The following is a 15,880-nucleotide window of genomic DNA, read 5'->3' as shown; positions in this document are numbered from 1 at the left end:
GGCAGGCGGCCGCGTTGTCACAACGCTCCGTTCTGTGTCATCGGCCACGAGGGTAGCGTGCCGCTATGACCTCCTCTCGGGTGGGGTATTCGGCAAAGCGACTGTGGCACAGCGATTTTCCGATATGACCGAAACGTCGCAATCGTGACATCGAAGACACGCCGTGACGCGCCGGAGGTTGCCCACCCCGCCGGGCGGTGCCGGGTGTTTGCTAGCTATTCGGCGCGCCACCCCGAAAGGATGGGGAAGAATCTCGAGCCCGGCCCGCTGTCGCATCAGGAACACCGCTGGTGAACACCGGTCCCGCGCGTTTGCCGAGAGTGCCTGCGGGCGCCCGGATTACGCGACGATGCGGCGGCGGTTACGGCGGGCGTGCAGCTCGCGCTCGGTCTCCGACATGCCGCCCCAGATGCCGTAGGGCTCACTGACCTTCAGCGCGTGCGAACGGCACTGCAGCAGCACCGGGCAGGCCTTGCAGATTTCCTTGGCCCGTAGCTCGCGCTGGGCTCGCGCCCGGCCGCGCTCGCCGTCCGGGTGGAAGAACACGGCGGAGTCCTGACCGCGGCAGGATCCGCGCATCTGCCAATCCCATACATCGGCGTTCGGCCCCGGGAGGTGGGTTGGCATCGGCATGGTGAACTCCTCTTGGTGCGAGCTCGTCGGCATTGTCGAGCGGTGCTGGTGGCAAACAGGTGGCCGCATCGCCGTGGCCCGGCGATCGCACTTCATCGGCGCCGCAATTCAGCACGACGCCAACGACGGCGATGACGTACGTTAGGTCGCGAAACGAATTCGAGTCAATAGCTTCATTCGACTCGAGCCGAATACCTGCACATTAGAGAATTAACATCCGAGCTATTTACAAGATGGGGTGCCTGTGGTGATACTGATCGGTTGCCCAGCGCCGTGACCTGGCTGTGATAGCCCATCCGACTTGGTAAAACCACAGGTAGGACAGGCTTTTTGGACCCGAATCCGGATGCCGCGATCTATGCAAGGCTCTCGATCAGAGTGATCTCAGCCATTGGACATCCGGCGCTGAGTAGGGTAGAGATGGCCGCTTCGAGGCCGCCGGGTTAATAGCGCGAAACGCTATACGAATTCCTTACGGGCGTGCTGGTCGATAGCGAGGACAGATTTACGGAGTGGAAACACAATGACTCCGGTGAATGCTGGTCGATAGCTGGCGAACTATGCTATGGCGGCTGCCCTCACATGTCCGGCCACTGGTTACAGTGCGGCTGTGCCTGTGCTCGAAGTGAACTCCGTACTCGCCGACGCCGCTTTCGGTTCCGCGCCCGAGCGTGCTGCCGCCGGGTTGCCCGCCGCTCCCGACGCCGCCGGATCCTGGCTGCGCGCTGTCTCGCTGAGTGGAATCGGTTACTACGCCGCCGCGCGCGCCGAACTCCGCCACGCCCGGCGCGGCACCACCGACCCCGCCCTGCTGTCGCTCACTCACAGCACCGAGGCGTCGTTGCTGCGCCAGCTCGGCTGGCACAACCACGCCGCTGTCGTGGACGGGCGCGCCGCCGCCCTGGCGCTGCCCGCGCTCGCTGCCACCGATCCCGCGCCCGCCGCGACACTCGCGGAGATCCGCTCCGTGGAAGCCGTTTGCGACGCGTTGACCGGACTCGCCGCCGATGCCCTGGGCACCCTCCGCCCGGCGCTTGCCGCCCGGCTGCTGAATCGTTGCCGCAATTATCTCGACGTTCACCTGGCCACCGCCGACACGGCGTGGCGGCCGCGCGTGCGGTTGCATTGGGTGAGTGCCGAGACGGCGCTGTCGGCCCCCGGCTCCGGATTGATCTCCGCCCCCGCGGCCGATCCCGCCGCGGGCGATCGCCCGGTTTCGGCCGACCCCGCCCTGGCGCACGCCGAGGCCGCCGTCGCGCTCGCGGAAAACTCGCCCTCGCTGCGGCATCGAGTGAAATCTCGGCTACTGCTGGCCGCCGCCAGCGCCGCCGCCGGCGACCTCGATCGATCCCGTGCTCTCGCAGTCGAAGTCGACCGGGCCTGTGCCGAACACGAGCTGCTCCCGCTGCGCTGGGCCTGCGCCATGCTCCGCTCCGGTGTCGAACCCGGTGGTGACGGCGCGGCCGTGGCGGCCGAGTGCGCGCGGTTGCTGGCCGCTCGCGGCGGGCGATTGCGTTCGGCGAGCGAGCTTCTCGGCCGTCCCTGATTGATCCACCGATCGTCCCTGAGTGATCTCCGGCACTTCCCTGAGACTGCCCCGAGAACGACCCCGTAACGATTGGTGCCAGTACGCCAGCCGCTATTGTTGGACCGTTCCGCCCCTCCGCGGAAGCATCGGCTCGCCATCCCGCCGCCGTGCCACTCTCGTAAACGCCAGGAACAGCTCTGACGATGAACAACACGGGTGAGGAGTTGGATCCCGCTGTCGTCGCTGCCGCAGCGCAGGGCGACCGGGCGGCCCTTTCCCAGGTACTGGTGAGCATCCGCCCCCTCGTGGTGCGGTATTGCCGTGCGCGCATCGGAACGGCCGAACGCGGCCAACTCTCCGCTGACGACGTCGCGCAGGAGGTCTGTCTGGCCGTCATGACCGCTCTTCCCCGGTATCAGGATCAGGGTCGACCGTTCATGGCGTTCGTCTACGGCATCGCCTCGCACAAGGTCGCGGACGCCCACAGAAATTCCGCCCGTAACAAGGCGGACGCCATGGCCGAAGTACCGGATGTCATATCCACCGACCAGGGACCGGAACAGCGAGCTCTCGAATCCGAAACGAGCCGACAGATGAACGCACTGTTGGCGACATTGCCGGAGAAGCACCGAGAAATCCTGATCCTTCGCCTGGTCATGGGTCTGTCGGCTGAAGAAACTGCAGTCGCCGTGGGCAGTACGGCGGGTGCTATACGAGTCGCCCAGCACCGGGCACTCGCGAAACTCAAGTCTCAAGTGGCGAGGGCAGGTGAAATGTATGGCTAGGGATGGCGAGCGCGGTCGGGGCGACTTCAAGGCGCGACCTGGATCGCAGAACAGCGGTCCCTACGCCGAGGCGTCCGGTGATACCGGGCCGGTCGATATCGCCGCGGTGCGACGCGACGATGCGCTGATCGACGCCATCTCCGGTGACGGTCCCGTGCAGACGGGTACTTCGGAGGAATACCAGCTGGCGGCCCTGTTGGCCGACTGGCGTGCGGAGATCGTGGCCGAGCCTTTGCCGGCCGGACCGGACCTGGATGCCATCGTCGCCGCGGTCAATCAGGAGATCGGTGCACGACAGGCCAGAATCGGCGCGGGCAACCGCGGGCGACTACGGCTCGTCCGGCCGATCCTGGGTTCCGCGGCGGCCCTGGCGCTCATCTTCGGTGGCCTGACGGCGTTCTCCTACAACGCGAGTCCCGGCGATCCGCTCTGGCGGATGAAGACCGTCGTGTTCAGCGAGCAGGCCCAGTCCACCGTGGTCTCGCGGGCGGACAGCGACCTGGAGCAGGCCAAGGAGCTCATCGCGCAGGGCAAGGCCGACGAGGCCAAGCCGCTGATGGAGCGGGCCGCGGACAATGCTTCGCAGGTCAACGACTCGGGCAAGAAGGACAGCCTGACCGATCGCTGGCAGCAGCTCTACACCCAGCTGCAGGCGACGGCGCCCAAGGTTGCCGAGTCGCTGGCGGCTGTGGCCCCGGCCACGACCAAGGCCCCGGCCGTGCCGTCCTCCGCGAATGTGCCGGTGTCGCCGGTCGTTCCGCCGGTCAAGACGGATGGCAATCCGCCGACCACGGTGGATTCGTCGATCCTCGGCGGCACCAACCCGAACCCGAATCCGGCCACCGGTGGCGGCATCTCCACGCAGCCCGTGGTGCCGCCGGTGACCCAGGTGCCGACCGTGCCGCCGGTGGAGACCCAGCCGCACACGGCGCCGCCGACCGCGGGCGGTCCGACGTCGGTCGTGGTGCCGACCATCGGCAATACCGAGGGTGGGACTCCGGGCGGCGGGCAGCCGCCCACCCACGAGCAGCCGCCGGCTCAGCAGCAGCCGATCACGATCCCGCCGGTGCTGCCGTCGTCCCTCGCCGTGCCGCCCGGTGCCCCCGTGGTGCCGGTTCCGGTGCCGGGAACGCACTAGGCATGTCCCGATAGCCCTGCGGCCATCGGTGTTTCATCAGTCGAAAATGGAAAGGGCCTGCATCCCCTGGGGATGCAGGCCCTTTCCGATGAATCAGACGTCGAATCCGTCGAATCCGTCGCCGTGCAGTGCCTCGTTCATGGAAGCGTCCGCGTAGCCGCGGCAGTAGTCCCAGGTGACGTAGGCCTCGGGCGTCGGGTCGTAGGCGGGTTCGTGCGGTCGCACCGTGCCGTCCACCAGTAGCTGGAGGAGGTTGGCGCGCAACATGTCCCAGTCGTGGTAGTGATCCTGCCGGCAGTCCTCGCAGCTGACCACGAGACCGCGGATGCCGCGGTGGGCCAGCAGTGCCTCGTACACCGCGAGGTCGGCGAGATCCTCTTCGACCGCTAGGCGCTCGTGAGGATCCAGCGGTTCCCCCGGCTCGATGGCATCGAGCGCGGCCGACGGGTCGGAGGGGTCTCCGGCGAATGGATCCGGCGGCAAGCCAGGTGGTAGATGGTCACGCACAGTCCCACGGTACGCAGAACCACCCCATGTGCGCCAGCGCTGAAGGGGATTTGCCTCCACTTCGCTGGTGGTACAGCGCACTTTGCTGGCGTGGGCGGGCACGGTCGTGTCGTGACAGCCGACACAGTAATGGCTGAGCCGACAAAACGCAGCGGATGCGGCCGCCGGGACCGCCGTCGACGGCGGTCCGGGCGCGGGTGCGGCCAGGAATTCACGGACGGATACCATGGTTGACCAAAGGCCGGGTAGCAATCGCCGGCATTGCCATTCATCTACGCATCCGCCGGGACCCGGCCCGGTGGGTGTTGCCGAGGTCCAGGAGGGGTCGATCCGAATGAGCAGTCCCGTGACGGGCGAACGTAACGCAGGCCGCCCCCATACGGGCGGCGACGATCCCAACAAGATCGCCATGCTCGGCCTCACCTTCGACGATGTGCTGCTGCTTCCCGCGGCCTCCGATCTGATCCCGAGTTCGGTCGACACCTCCAGCAAGCTGACCCGCGACATCTCGCTGCGGACCCCGCTGGTGAGTTCGGCCATGGACACCGTCACCGAGGCGCGCATGGCCATCGCCATGGCGCGCGCGGGCGGTATGGGCGTGCTGCATCGCAATCTGTCGGTGGAGGCGCAGGCCGCGCAGGCCGAGACCGTGAAGCGGTCCGAGGCGGGCATGGTGACCGACCCGGTCACCTGTCGCCCCGACGACAGCCTCGCCGAGGTCGACGCCATGTGCGCCCGCTTCCGCATCTCCGGTCTGCCCGTGGTGGACGAGCGCGGCATGCTGGTCGGCATCATCACCAACCGCGATATGCGGTTCGAGGTCGACCAGGACCGCAAGGTCGCCGAGGTGATGACCCCGGCGCCGCTGATCACCGCGCAGGAGGGCGTGACCGCCGAGGCCGCGCTGGGCCTGCTGCGCCGCCACAAGATCGAGAAGCTGCCGATCGTCGACGGCTCCGGCAAGCTGCGCGGGCTCATCACGGTCAAGGACTTCGTCAAGACCGAGCAGTACCCGAACGCCACCAAGGACCGCGACGGCCGGCTGCTGGTCGGCGCGGCCGTCGGTGTCGGCGAGGACGCGTGGGCGCGCGCCATGACGCTGGCCGAGGTCGGCGTGGACGTGCTCATCGTGGACACCGCGCACGGCCACCAGTCGGGCGTGCTGCAGATGGTCTCCAAGATCAAGGCCGAGGTCGGCGACCGCGTGCAGATCGTCGGCGGCAATGTCGCGACCCGCGCGGGCGCGCTGGCGCTGGTCGAAGCCGGTGTGGACGCGGTGAAGGTGGGTGTGGGCCCCGGCTCCATCTGCACCACCCGCGTGGTCGCCGGTGTGGGCGCGCCGCAGATCACCGCGATCCTGGAGGCCACCGCGGCGTGCAAGCCGCACGGTGTGCCGGTCATCGCCGACGGCGGCGTGCAGTACTCCGGTGACATCGCCAAGGCCATCGCGGCCGGCGCCTCCACCGTCATGCTGGGTTCGCTGCTGGCCGGTACCGCCGAGTCGCCGGGCGATCTGATCCTGGTGGGCGGCAAGCAGTTCAAGAGCTACCGCGGCATGGGTTCGCTGGGCGCCATGCAGGGACGTGGCGAGGCCAAGTCCTACTCCAAGGACCGCTACTTCCAGGACGACGTGCTGTCGGAGAAGAAGCTGGTGCCCGAGGGCATCGAGGGCCGGGTGCCGTTCCGCGGCCCGCTGGACCAGGTGATCCACCAGCTGGTCGGCGGTCTCCGCGCGGCCATGGGTTACACCGGCGCGCAGACCATTCCGGATCTGCAGGCGGCGCAGTTCGTGCAGATCACGGCGGCGGGCCTGAAGGAGTCGCACCCGCACGACATCACCATGACCGTCGAGGCTCCCAACTACACCACTCGTTCGTAGCCGGACCGAACCGGTTCGCGCATCGCCGCGGACCGGTTTTGTCATGTCCGGCAACCGAACCCGAAAGGACTGAACAACGATGCGCGATATGGTCGAGATCGGCATGGGCCGGACGGCTCGGCGCACCTACGAGCTGGACGATATCGACATCGTGCCCTCGCGCCGGACCCGCTCCTCCAAGCAGGTGTCGCTGGCCTGGCAGCTCGACGCGTACCGCTTCGAGATCCCGTTCCTCGCGCATCCCACCGACGCGCTCGTCTCGCCGAAGTTCGCCATCGAACTGGGCAGGGCCGGCGGCCTGGGCGTCATCAACGGTGAGGGCCTGTGGGCCCGGCACGCCGACGTCGACGCCAAGGTGCAGCAGCTGACCGAGGTCGCGGAGAAGGAAGGCACCGAGGCGGCGGTCGCGCTGCTGCAGCAGCTGCACGCCGCTCCGATGAAGGCCGACCTGCTGGCCGCGGCGGTCGCCGAGGTGCGCGCCGCCGGGGTCACCACCGCGGTGCGGGTCAGCCCGCAGAACGCGCGCGCCCTCACCCCGAGCCTGGTGCAGGCCGGGATCGACCTGCTGGTCGTGCACGGCACCATCATCTCCGCCGAGCACGTGGGCGACGGGGAACCGTTGAACCTCAAGACCTTCATCGCCGAGCTGGATGTGCCGGTGGTCGCGGGCGGCGTGTCCGATCACCGCACCGCGCTGCACCTGATGCGCACCGGCGCGGCCGGCGTCATCGTGGGCTACGGCTCGATGCAGGGCTCCACCACCACCGGTGAGGTGCTCGGCATCGGCGTGCCGATGGCCACCGCCATCGCCGACGCCGCCGCCGCGCGCCGCGACTACCTGGACGAGACCGGTGGCCGCTACGTGCACGTCATCGCCGACGGCGAGACCCTGACCTCCGGGCACGTCGCCAAGGCCATCGCCTGCGGCGCGGACGCGGTCATGCTGGGCGTGCCGCTGGCCATGGCCCGCGAGACCCCGGGCAACGGCTGGTACTGGCCCTCGGCCGCCGCGCACCCGTCGGTGCCGCGCGGCGCGGTGCTGCCGTACGCGGTCGACGAGGAGCGGGTCCCGCTGGACCAGGTCCTCAACGGCCCGTCCAACGACCCGTTCGGCTCGCTGAATCTGGTTGGCGGCCTGCGTCGTTCGATGGCCAAGACCGGCTACAGCGACCTCAAGGAATTCCAGAAGGTCGGTTTGAACGTGCGCGGCTAGAAACAACGGCTGGAACATGTAGCGCCCCTTGCACACTCACACAGTGTTCGAGGGGCGCTACTGCGATGACCCGACGTTCGATCCGGGCGTCTCTCAACGCGGCAACTGATGTCGTGACGATCCGGGTAACTCCCCGGGTACGTCCACAATCGGTTTGGCCGGCAACCGCCGGCACGGGTGCAGAACGGTGGACGGCTCTCAGCCGCCCGCTGAAGGCGCGGAGAGGCGGGGGAGTCAGCGGCTGCCGGGCCAGGCGCTGAAATCTCGCAGCGGCGGTACCGCGATATCGCGGAGGAACTCTCGGATCGCGGAGTTCACCGCCACCGGGTGGGTCATGTTCACCGTCTGCCGGGCGCCGTCGATCTCCACATAGTGCGCGCGGGGCAGGCGTTCGGCCAGTTCCCGGGCGTGTGAGCGGGGCACGCCCGAGCGGGTCGGGTGGATGACCAAAGTGGGGCAGGTGATTTCGGGTAATCGCTCCAGCACCGAGTCGCGGCCCAGGAGCGCGCCCGCGGCGACCTCGGTGGCCGACGGGTCGCGGGCCAGCCAGCGTTTCACCCAGACGGCGCGATACCAGTCGTCGTCGCCGATGAGCCAGCGGGCCAGGTATTCGGCGAGCGCGGGGCGGGGACCGTCCTCGTGCCACTTGTCCAGAAACTTTCGGGCATTGGTGAGTTCGGCGGCGGTGGGCTCGTGCGCCTCACTACTGAGCAGCACCAGCGCGGCGACCCGGTCGGGGGCCAGCAGCGCGGTGCGCAGCGCGATGAAACCGCCCTGGGAGGTTCCGCCCACCACGGCCCGGCCCGCGCCCAGCTGATCCAGCACGGTCAGCGCGTCCCGGGCGGAGGTCCAGTAGGTGAACGGCAGCCCCTCGTCGCGGGTGCGGCCGTGTCCGCGCGCATCCCAGGTCACGATCCGGAACTCCGGAGTCAACGCCGCCTGCTGCGACGCGAACATCGTTCGGTCCATGAGGAATTCGTGCCCCAGCAGCACAACCGGACCTTCGCCCCCGCTGTCCTCGTAGTGGATCTCGGCATCGATCGCACGGGCGAATGGCACGAGGTAGAGGATAGCCAGCACCGGTGACAAACCGGCGAGCTTTCCTGCCCACCGGCACAGCGGGTGTCGCTCGGCCCCCGCGGTCGGGTAGGAATTACCGTCCACGCGAGGGCGGAAGGCCCTATCCGAACCACCTCCGACGCGAATACCGTCCCGATGCCACCACTTCCGGGTCGGGCGGGCTACCCCTTTCGAGGCCGCGGCGCACTCCGGCCCGGGGTGGCGGTCCACCGTGATTCGCGCGCAGGTCGGGGCGGGCGGGAGCGGGGGTCGCCCGGGGGGAGTGTGTCCTAAATCGCTCACTAGACTGTGCAGGTGGCAGAAACCCAGCGACCAGTCCTTGTTGTCGATTTCGGCGCGCAATACGCGCAGCTGATCGCGCGCCGGGTGCGCGAAGCGAGTGTGTATTCCGAGGTGGTGCCGCACACGATCACCGTCGAGGAGATCGCGGAGAAGCAGCCCCTCGCCGTGATCCTCTCCGGCGGACCCAGCAGCGTGTACGCCGAGGGCGCGCCGCAGCTGGACGCGCGGCTGTTCGATCTGGACCTGCCGGTCTTCGGTATCTGCTACGGCTTCCAGGCCATGGCGCAGGCGCTCGGCGGCACGGTGGCGCACACCGGGACTCGCGAGTACGGGCGCACCGAGCTCAGCGTCGACGGCGGCATCCTGCACGGCGGCCTGCCCACCCGGCAGCCGGTGTGGATGAGCCACGGCGACGCCGTCACCGACGCGCCCGCCGGGTTCGAGGTGACCGCGACCTCCGCGGGCGCGCCGGTCGCCGCGTTCGAGGATCGGGCGCGCAAGCTCGCCGGCGTCCAGTACCACCCGGAGGTGCTGCACTCGCCGCACGGCCAGCAGGTGCTGAGCCGGTTCCTGCACGAGATCGCCGGCATCCCGGGCGCGTGGACGCCCGCCAATATCGCCGAGGCGCTCATCGCCCAGGTGCGCGAGCAGGTCGGCGACGGCCACGCCATCTGCGGTCTGTCCGGCGGCGTGGACTCCGCGGTCGCGGCCGCGCTGGTGCAGCGGGCCATCGGTGACCGCCTCACCTGTGTGTTCGTCGACCACGGTCTGCTGCGCGCGGGCGAGCGTGAGCAGGTGCAGCGTGATTTCGTCGCCGCGACCGGGGCCAAGCTGGTCACCGTCGACGCGGTCGACAAGTTCCTGGGTGAGCTGAAGGGCGTCACCGATCCGGAGGAGAAGCGCAAGATCATCGGCCGGGAGTTCATCCGGTCGTTCGAGGACGCGGTCTCCGAGGTGGTCGGCGAGCAGGGCGAGACCAAGGTCGAGTTCCTGGTGCAGGGCACCCTGTACCCGGACGTGGTCGAGTCCGGTGGCGGCGCGGGCACCGCGAACATCAAGTCGCACCACAATGTCGGCGGTCTGCCCGACGATCTGGAGTTCGCGCTCGTCGAGCCGCTGCGGCTGCTGTTCAAGGACGAGGTGCGCGCGGTCGGCCGCGAGCTGGGGCTGCCCGAGGAAATCGTTGCGCGCCAGCCGTTCCCGGGTCCGGGTCTGGCAATCCGCATCATCGGCGAGGTCACCCACGACCGGCTGGAGCTGCTGCGCCAGGCCGACGCCATCGCGCGTGAGGAGCTCACCGCCGCCGGGCTGGACAAGTCGATCTGGCAGTGCCCCGTGGTGTTGCTGGCCGATGTCCGCAGCGTCGGCGTGCAGGGTGACGGCCGCACCTACGGCCACCCGATCGTGTTGCGTCCGGTCTCGTCCGAGGACGCCATGACCGCCGACTGGACCCGCCTGCCCTACGAGGTGCTGGAGCGGATCTCCACCCGCATCACCAACGAGGTGGCCGACGTCAACCGCGTCGTGCTCGACGTGACGAGCAAGCCGCCGGGCACCATCGAATGGGAGTGAGCGCTCCCCGCTGAACGCGAAGGCCCCGCACCTGCGAAAGGTGCGGGGCCTTCGGCCTTCTCGGAAGGGCAGTTCCGGGAAGGAGGGCGACGCCGCCCCCGGCGAGGGGGTGGGGGCGGCGCGTGCGGTCTACTCCCGGTGTTTCTTCGGGCTGAGCACCAGGATCACGCCCACCACGATGGCGGCGATCACCACGATCCAGCCCAGCGACAGACCGCCGGAGACGGGCCACAAGTGGGGGCCGATGAAGGCCCACACACTCACACCCAGGCCCAGCAGGCCGGCCAGCAGTAGTGCGAACGAGGGTCGGCGATTCTTGTTCTCAGCCACGGTTCACCTCCGCGTTTCCCATCTGCACGTCGACGGTCAGGTTCAGGACGGGGCCCGTCGCCGGGCCCGAGATTCCGCTCGGGCAGTTCGAATCACCCATGCGGACATTGCAGGTCGTGTTGACCCGCAGGTTCGACGGCAGGACCACGCGGGCGTCGCCCATGCGCACCTTCACCTCGACCGCGCGATCCTCGGTCAGTTTCAGCTGGCTCAGATCGAGGGTGCCCGAGCCCATCGAGATGTGGTAGACGGGCAGCAGCTCGGAATCGGTTGCGGCGGACCACTTGTGGTCGCCCATCGCGCCCTCGTCGAACTGGATCGGGCCGATCAGCGAGGCCAGGATCACGAAACCGGCCAGCGGGGCCAGCACCACCATCAGGCCGTAGCCGCGGCGCAGGAACGCGCCCACGATGAGGCCGACGGCCACCACGGCCAGTGCGGCGGCGCCGATCCGTCCGGGCGTCATCCAATCCACGCCCGACGCGGCCATCGAACCCGCCGCGGCGGCGGCCAGGATGGCGAGACCGATGGTGACGGCGGTCAGCCGGGACCGCGGGCGGGGCGGGGGAGCCTGGACGACCTGCTGCTGGACCGGCGTGGTCGGCTCGGGCAGCTGCCAGGCCAGCGGGGCCACGCCCAGGGGATCCCAGCCGGGCGGGGTGGGGCCGAAGTCGGGGGAGATCGGGGCGGGGCCGAATCCGGCGCGCGGGCGGTCGGTGGCCGGCGGAATCCGGTGCAGGGTCGGGGGTTCGACGTCGGTCGGCGGGGGCTCGGGGGTGCCGCCGTCATCGTCGTCGGTCTTCGGCTTGGTGAGATCGACAGCCGTCGCCGGTGTTTCCGCCGGTTCGTCCGACTGCTCCGAAGCGCCGGGGCCCGAAGCGGATTCGGACTTGTGCAGGACCACGGTGTCGGACACCGACGATGCGGGCGCGTACCGGGTCTCCAGTACTTCGGTGACCTGTTCGGTCTCCGGAAGCTTCTGCGTGACGACCGGTTCCGGCTGCGGCGCGGCGGGCGGCTGGTTCGGGTCGGGCTCGTAGCGGTCGGGCAGCGTCGTGTACGGCCCGTACGTCTGGAAGGTCACCGCATTGGTGCCCGGATACCCGGTCCAGTACGGGCTCGCGGTGCCCGGATACCCGGTGTTGAACGGATCGGTGACCGCCGACGGCTCGAAATAGCCTGCGGGCGGCTGCATCTGGCGCTGATACAGCAGCCACCACCCGCCCAGCATGAGCGCGAAACTGATCACCCCGGACCCGCCGAGCCCCACTCCGACGGGACCCATCGTGCTCACCGCGATCCCCAACGCCACCATGAGCACGATGGTCTTGGACGAGGGCTGCGACGCCTGGCCGCGCCCGAACAGCGACTCCGCCGCCGAGGACTGGTCTCCGGCCTGGTTCAGCAGCAGCCACCCCAGCAGATAGAGCACCACCCCCGCCCCGCCGAACAGCGCAGACACCACGAACGCCACCCGCACCAGCACCGGGTCCACGTTGTAGCGCCGGCCGAACCCGACGGCGACGCCCGCGATCGGCCCGTCCTTGGGAAACCGCACCGGCCGCGTCTGCCACAGATCCTGAATCTGATCGGAGAAGCCGGTACGCCCAGCACCCTTGGACCAGTCGCTCGTTCTCGTCATGCCATCCATCGTGCTGTCGGCCCCGGCCCAGGCACATCGGGGATGACCCTGAATGCCCACCTGAACTTGCCCCTCACCCCGGTCAACGACGGTCCATGCCCCGAGCCCACCGCGCTGGTGTGCGGTATGCCGATCCTGGCGTCCGGACGTGCGCTACGCGGGTCGGCGGTGGACGGCGATGACCGGGATCCGGCGGGTGGTTTCGGCTCGGTACTCGGCGAAGACCGGCATCAGGTCGATCATGCGGGTGTAGAGGGTTTCGGCTTCCTCGCCGGTGAGGAATTCGGCTTTGCCGGTGTAGGTTTCGGTGCCCAGTTCGATCGTGAGCTCCGGGTTGGCGCGGAGGTTGTGGTACCAGGCGGGGTGTTTGTCGGCGCCGCCGTTGGAGGCGATCAGGACGATGCGGTCGGTGTCGGGGACGTAGACCAGCGGGTTGGTGGTGGGGCGGCCGGACTTCGCGCCGGTCGTGGTGATCAGCACCATATTGGTGCGGCCTTCGAAGGGGCCGCCGACCTTGCCGCCGTTGGCGCGGAACTCCGCGATCACCGATTCGTTGAATGCGTTCATCTCACCTGTCCTGTTCGGAATCTCGTGGACTCCAACCGGCCGGGACCGGGCCCTATTCCGCTCCGAAGACTCGAGCGTCCGCTCCGATGCCGTGAGATCCTGTGTCCTACAGCAGATCACGATCGATGGGGCGGTGACCATGAGTCCGGACTCCGGCGCGAGTGCCGACACCGTCTCGCCGCGGGCGGAGTTCGCCGCGCGTTTCGGGCGGCTGTTCGCGGCGGCGGGGCAGCCCACGCTGCGGGGTGTGGTGGCGGCCGCGAACGCCAGGATGCGGGCGACCCGCGCGCGGGGAGACGTCGGCGGGGCGACCATCCAGCGAGTCAGTGACTGGCGGGTCGGACGCAGTGTGCCCGCCCGCTTCGAATCCCTGAGCCCGGTCCTGCTGACGCTGATGGACATGGCGCGCGCCACCGGCCGCCCGATGCCCGCCGCGCTCACGAACCTGACCGATTGGCGGACCCTGTGGAAGGCGGCCGCCTCGTCAGCGGCCGAGTCCTCGGCCGTGCCGCACCAATTGCCGCGGGCCATCGCCGATTTCACGGGACGGGAGGAGGCCTGCGAACGGCTGTCGGCGCAGCTGATCGCCGATTCACCGGCCGCGGTGGCGGTCGGGGTGATCACGGGGATGGGCGGGATCGGTAAGACCACCTTCGCGATTCGGGTCGCGCATCGGATCCGGGATCGGTTTCCCGACGGGCAGCTGTATGTGGATCTGCGTGGGGCCGGGAACAATCCGGCCGAGCCGTTCGACGTGATCGGTGACTTCCTGCGGGATCTCGGGGTGGGGGAAGGCGCGATACCCGCGACGCTGGAGACGCGGGCCGCGTATCTGCGCAGCGTGCTGGACGGCAAGCGGCTGCTGGTGGTGCTCGACAACGCTTCGAGCGCGGCGCAGGTCAAGCCGATGCTGCCGGGGTCGGCGGGCTGCGCGGTATTGATCACGAGCCGGGTCGCGATGCCGGAGATCGCGGGCGCGACCGTGGTCCAGCCGGCCGGGCTGACGCCGCGCGAAGCCGCCATTCTGCTCGGGGAGATCGTCGGCAAGGAACGCGCGGTCGCCGAACCCGCCGCGGTCGAGCGGATCGTGGCGCACTGCGGTGCGCTGCCGCTGGCGATCCGGATCGCGGGTGCGCGTCTGGCGCAGCGACCGGGGTGGACGCTGGCGAGCATGGCCGCGCGCCTCGCCGACGAACAGCAGCGGTTGCCGGCGCTTCGGGCCGGGGAGGTCAGCGTCGAGGCCGCGTTCGAGCTCAGCCACGACCAGCTCGACCCGGACCATCGCCGGGCCTTCCATCGGCTCGCCGCCCCGGAATGCGACGATCTGTTCCTCGACGGCGCGGCAGCCATCCTCGGCATGTCCGTCCACGACGCCGAGGAGATCTGCGAGTCGCTGGTGAATCTCGGCCTGCTGGAGACGCCTTCGCCAGGCCGTTATCGCTATCACGACCTGGTCCGGCTGTTCGCGCTCCGCCGGGCGGGCGACACCGATGCCTCCGACGCCGTCGTCGATCTGCTCGACTACTACCTGGCCACGATGAAATCCCTGAACTCCGTGATCAATCCGGGAACCACCTTGCCGGGCGAGCTCGCCGCCACGCACTGCCCGCCCACCTCGTTCCCCGATGTGACCGCCGGATTCCTGTGGTTCTTCGGCGAGCGTCGCAATCTGATCGCGCTCGGCCGGCAGGCCGCCCGGCTGGGCGGCCGCAGCGTGGACCTGATGGCCGATATCGCCTTGGCGGCAACCGAATCCGGCGAGGGACCGCACACCCCCGACCTGTCGGCGGCCCTGACGACCGTGCTGGACGCGGCGAGCCGGCTCGGCAACCCCGTGGCCCGGCAGCGCCTGCATATCGCGCTCGGCTCCGGGCTGGCGACGACCATGACGCGGTACCGGCTCAGCCGCGATCATCTCCTGCACGCGTTCGCCGCGGACGGCCCGCCGCCCAGTGCGCGCCTGGCCGGGGCCGCCGCGGTCGCGCACCTGGGCATCTGCTGGATGGAGGACACCGAGGCGCGGGTGGCGCACCAGTATCGCGAATGCCTGCGCTACGCCGAACAGACCGGGGACCCGCTGGTCGCGTTCGCCGCCCACTACTTCGCGGGCTACAGCTTCCTGTGGATCGGCGCCGCCGGACCCGCGCAGGACGCGGCGCAGGTGGCGCTGGCCATGACCCGGCAGGCCGGCATGCTCCATTTCGAAGCCGGATCCCTGTCACTGCTCGGCAGCACCACGGTCGATGCCGGCCGGGGCACCCGCGCCGACGCGATACGCCTGTGCGCCAAGGCCGTTCACATCGCACGCAACTCGGGCGCGCGCTCCATCCAGGGCTGGACTCTCATGCTCCTCGCCCGCGCCCACCTGCTGGCCGGGAACCACCCCGCCGCCGAGACCACGGCCCGGGAGGCGATCATCGCCGCCGAATGGGGCGGCCGCGGCATCGAAGGCCGCTCCCTGCTGCTCCTGGCCGCCGCCCTGCGCGCATCCGGCCGGATCGACGAGGCACGCTTCACCTCCCAGCAGGCCATCGAGGTCATCGAGGAGTCCGACATCGCGCTCAGCTCCTGGGAGCGGGGTCTGCTGCCGGGTTGAGAGATTTACCCGGTCAGGGTGTGAAAACGCAGTTCGGGCGCGGGCGAGCGATAATCCGGTCCGGCGCGGAACGATCATCGGCCCGGCATCCCGGGCGTGCCGGACCGAATGGGATACGGCCCAGGTCA

At 69.4% G+C, this 15,880-nt stretch carries 13 protein-coding genes; 7 read left to right on the top strand and 6 right to left on the bottom strand.

What is annotated here, in order from left to right:
* Positions 1-339: 339 nt before the first annotated feature.
* Complete coding sequence (locus ACWEOI_RS00560; protein ID WP_357088823.1) at positions 340-633, bottom strand: WhiB family transcriptional regulator; 294 nt, start codon at positions 631-633, stop codon at positions 340-342.
* A 610-nt stretch (positions 634-1,243) separates the two neighbouring features.
* Here ACWEOI_RS00560 and ACWEOI_RS00555 point away from each other — a divergent pair.
* The 3 genes from ACWEOI_RS00555 to ACWEOI_RS00545 all read left to right on the top strand — a co-directional run bounded on the left by ACWEOI_RS00555 (position 1,244) and on the right by ACWEOI_RS00545 (position 4,084).
* Complete coding sequence (locus tag ACWEOI_RS00555) at positions 1,244-2,179, top strand: hypothetical protein (protein WP_452358572.1); 936 nt, start codon at positions 1,244-1,246, stop codon at positions 2,177-2,179.
* Between the two features lie 185 nt (positions 2,180-2,364).
* Positions 2,365-2,946, top strand: coding sequence for a sigma-70 family RNA polymerase sigma factor (locus ACWEOI_RS00550; RefSeq protein ID WP_154786124.1), 582 nt, complete (start codon positions 2,365-2,367; stop codon positions 2,944-2,946).
* Positions 2,939-4,084: an anti-sigma-D factor RsdA gene (locus ACWEOI_RS00545; protein ID WP_452358571.1), complete on the top strand. Its 1,146-nt coding sequence runs from the start codon at positions 2,939-2,941 to the stop codon at positions 4,082-4,084. The genes ACWEOI_RS00550 and ACWEOI_RS00545 overlap by 8 nt, the downstream gene beginning before the upstream one ends.
* Before the next feature lie 93 nt (positions 4,085-4,177).
* Here ACWEOI_RS00545 and ACWEOI_RS00540 read toward each other — a convergent pair whose 3' ends face one another.
* Positions 4,178-4,591: a DUF5319 domain-containing protein gene (locus ACWEOI_RS00540; protein WP_029923780.1), complete on the bottom strand. Its 414-nt coding sequence runs from the start codon at positions 4,589-4,591 to the stop codon at positions 4,178-4,180.
* A 334-nt stretch (positions 4,592-4,925) separates the two neighbouring features.
* On the opposite strand from ACWEOI_RS00540, the gene guaB reads away from it, so the two are divergent.
* Positions 4,926-6,470 carry an IMP dehydrogenase gene (guaB, locus tag ACWEOI_RS00535; RefSeq protein ID WP_357098363.1) on the top strand — a complete coding sequence of 515 codons (1,545 nt, stop codon included), beginning with the start codon at positions 4,926-4,928 and terminating at the stop codon, positions 6,468-6,470.
* A 79-nt stretch (positions 6,471-6,549) separates the two neighbouring features.
* Positions 6,550-7,683, top strand: a complete 1,134-nt coding sequence (locus tag ACWEOI_RS00530) for a GuaB3 family IMP dehydrogenase-related protein (protein ID WP_433670820.1) — start codon at positions 6,550-6,552, stop codon at positions 7,681-7,683.
* A gap of 234 nt (positions 7,684-7,917) precedes the next feature.
* Here ACWEOI_RS00530 and ACWEOI_RS00525 read toward each other — a convergent pair whose 3' ends face one another.
* On the bottom strand, positions 7,918-8,742 hold the full coding sequence (locus ACWEOI_RS00525) for an alpha/beta fold hydrolase (protein WP_433670822.1): 825 nt from the start codon (positions 8,740-8,742) through the stop codon (positions 7,918-7,920).
* A 309-nt stretch (positions 8,743-9,051) separates the two neighbouring features.
* On the opposite strand from ACWEOI_RS00525, the gene guaA reads away from it, so the two are divergent.
* Positions 9,052-10,617, top strand: a complete 1,566-nt coding sequence (guaA, locus tag ACWEOI_RS00520; protein ID WP_433670824.1) for a glutamine-hydrolyzing GMP synthase — start codon at positions 9,052-9,054, stop codon at positions 10,615-10,617.
* Positions 10,618-10,746: 129 nt separating this feature from the next.
* Here guaA and ACWEOI_RS00515 read toward each other — a convergent pair whose 3' ends face one another.
* The 3 genes from ACWEOI_RS00515 to ACWEOI_RS00505 form a co-directional block, all read right to left on the bottom strand.
* The gene (locus ACWEOI_RS00515; RefSeq protein ID WP_452358570.1) at positions 10,747-10,947 is read right to left on the bottom strand and encodes a hypothetical protein; all 201 of its coding nucleotides are present in this window, start codon (positions 10,945-10,947) and stop codon (positions 10,747-10,749) included.
* On the bottom strand, positions 10,940-12,589 hold the full coding sequence (locus ACWEOI_RS00510; protein ID WP_452358569.1) for a PspC domain-containing protein: 1,650 nt from the start codon (positions 12,587-12,589) through the stop codon (positions 10,940-10,942). Before ACWEOI_RS00510 ends, ACWEOI_RS00515 begins: the two co-directional genes overlap by 8 nt.
* A gap of 153 nt (positions 12,590-12,742) precedes the next feature.
* On the bottom strand, positions 12,743-13,156 hold the full coding sequence (locus tag ACWEOI_RS00505) for a nitroreductase/quinone reductase family protein (RefSeq protein WP_433670827.1): 414 nt from the start codon (positions 13,154-13,156) through the stop codon (positions 12,743-12,745).
* 139 nt (positions 13,157-13,295) lie between these two features.
* Between ACWEOI_RS00505 and ACWEOI_RS00500 the strand changes: the two genes are divergently transcribed.
* A complete protein-coding gene (locus ACWEOI_RS00500) occupies positions 13,296-15,752 on the top strand; it encodes an ATP-binding protein (protein ID WP_452358568.1) in 2,457 nt (818 codons plus the stop codon).
* Positions 15,753-15,880 lie beyond the last annotated feature (128 nt).

It is taken from the genome of Nocardia sp. NPDC004340 (genome assembly GCF_053602575.1).
Note: the sequence above shows the minus strand (reverse complement) of the source record. Positions and strands in the feature narration are given on the sequence as shown.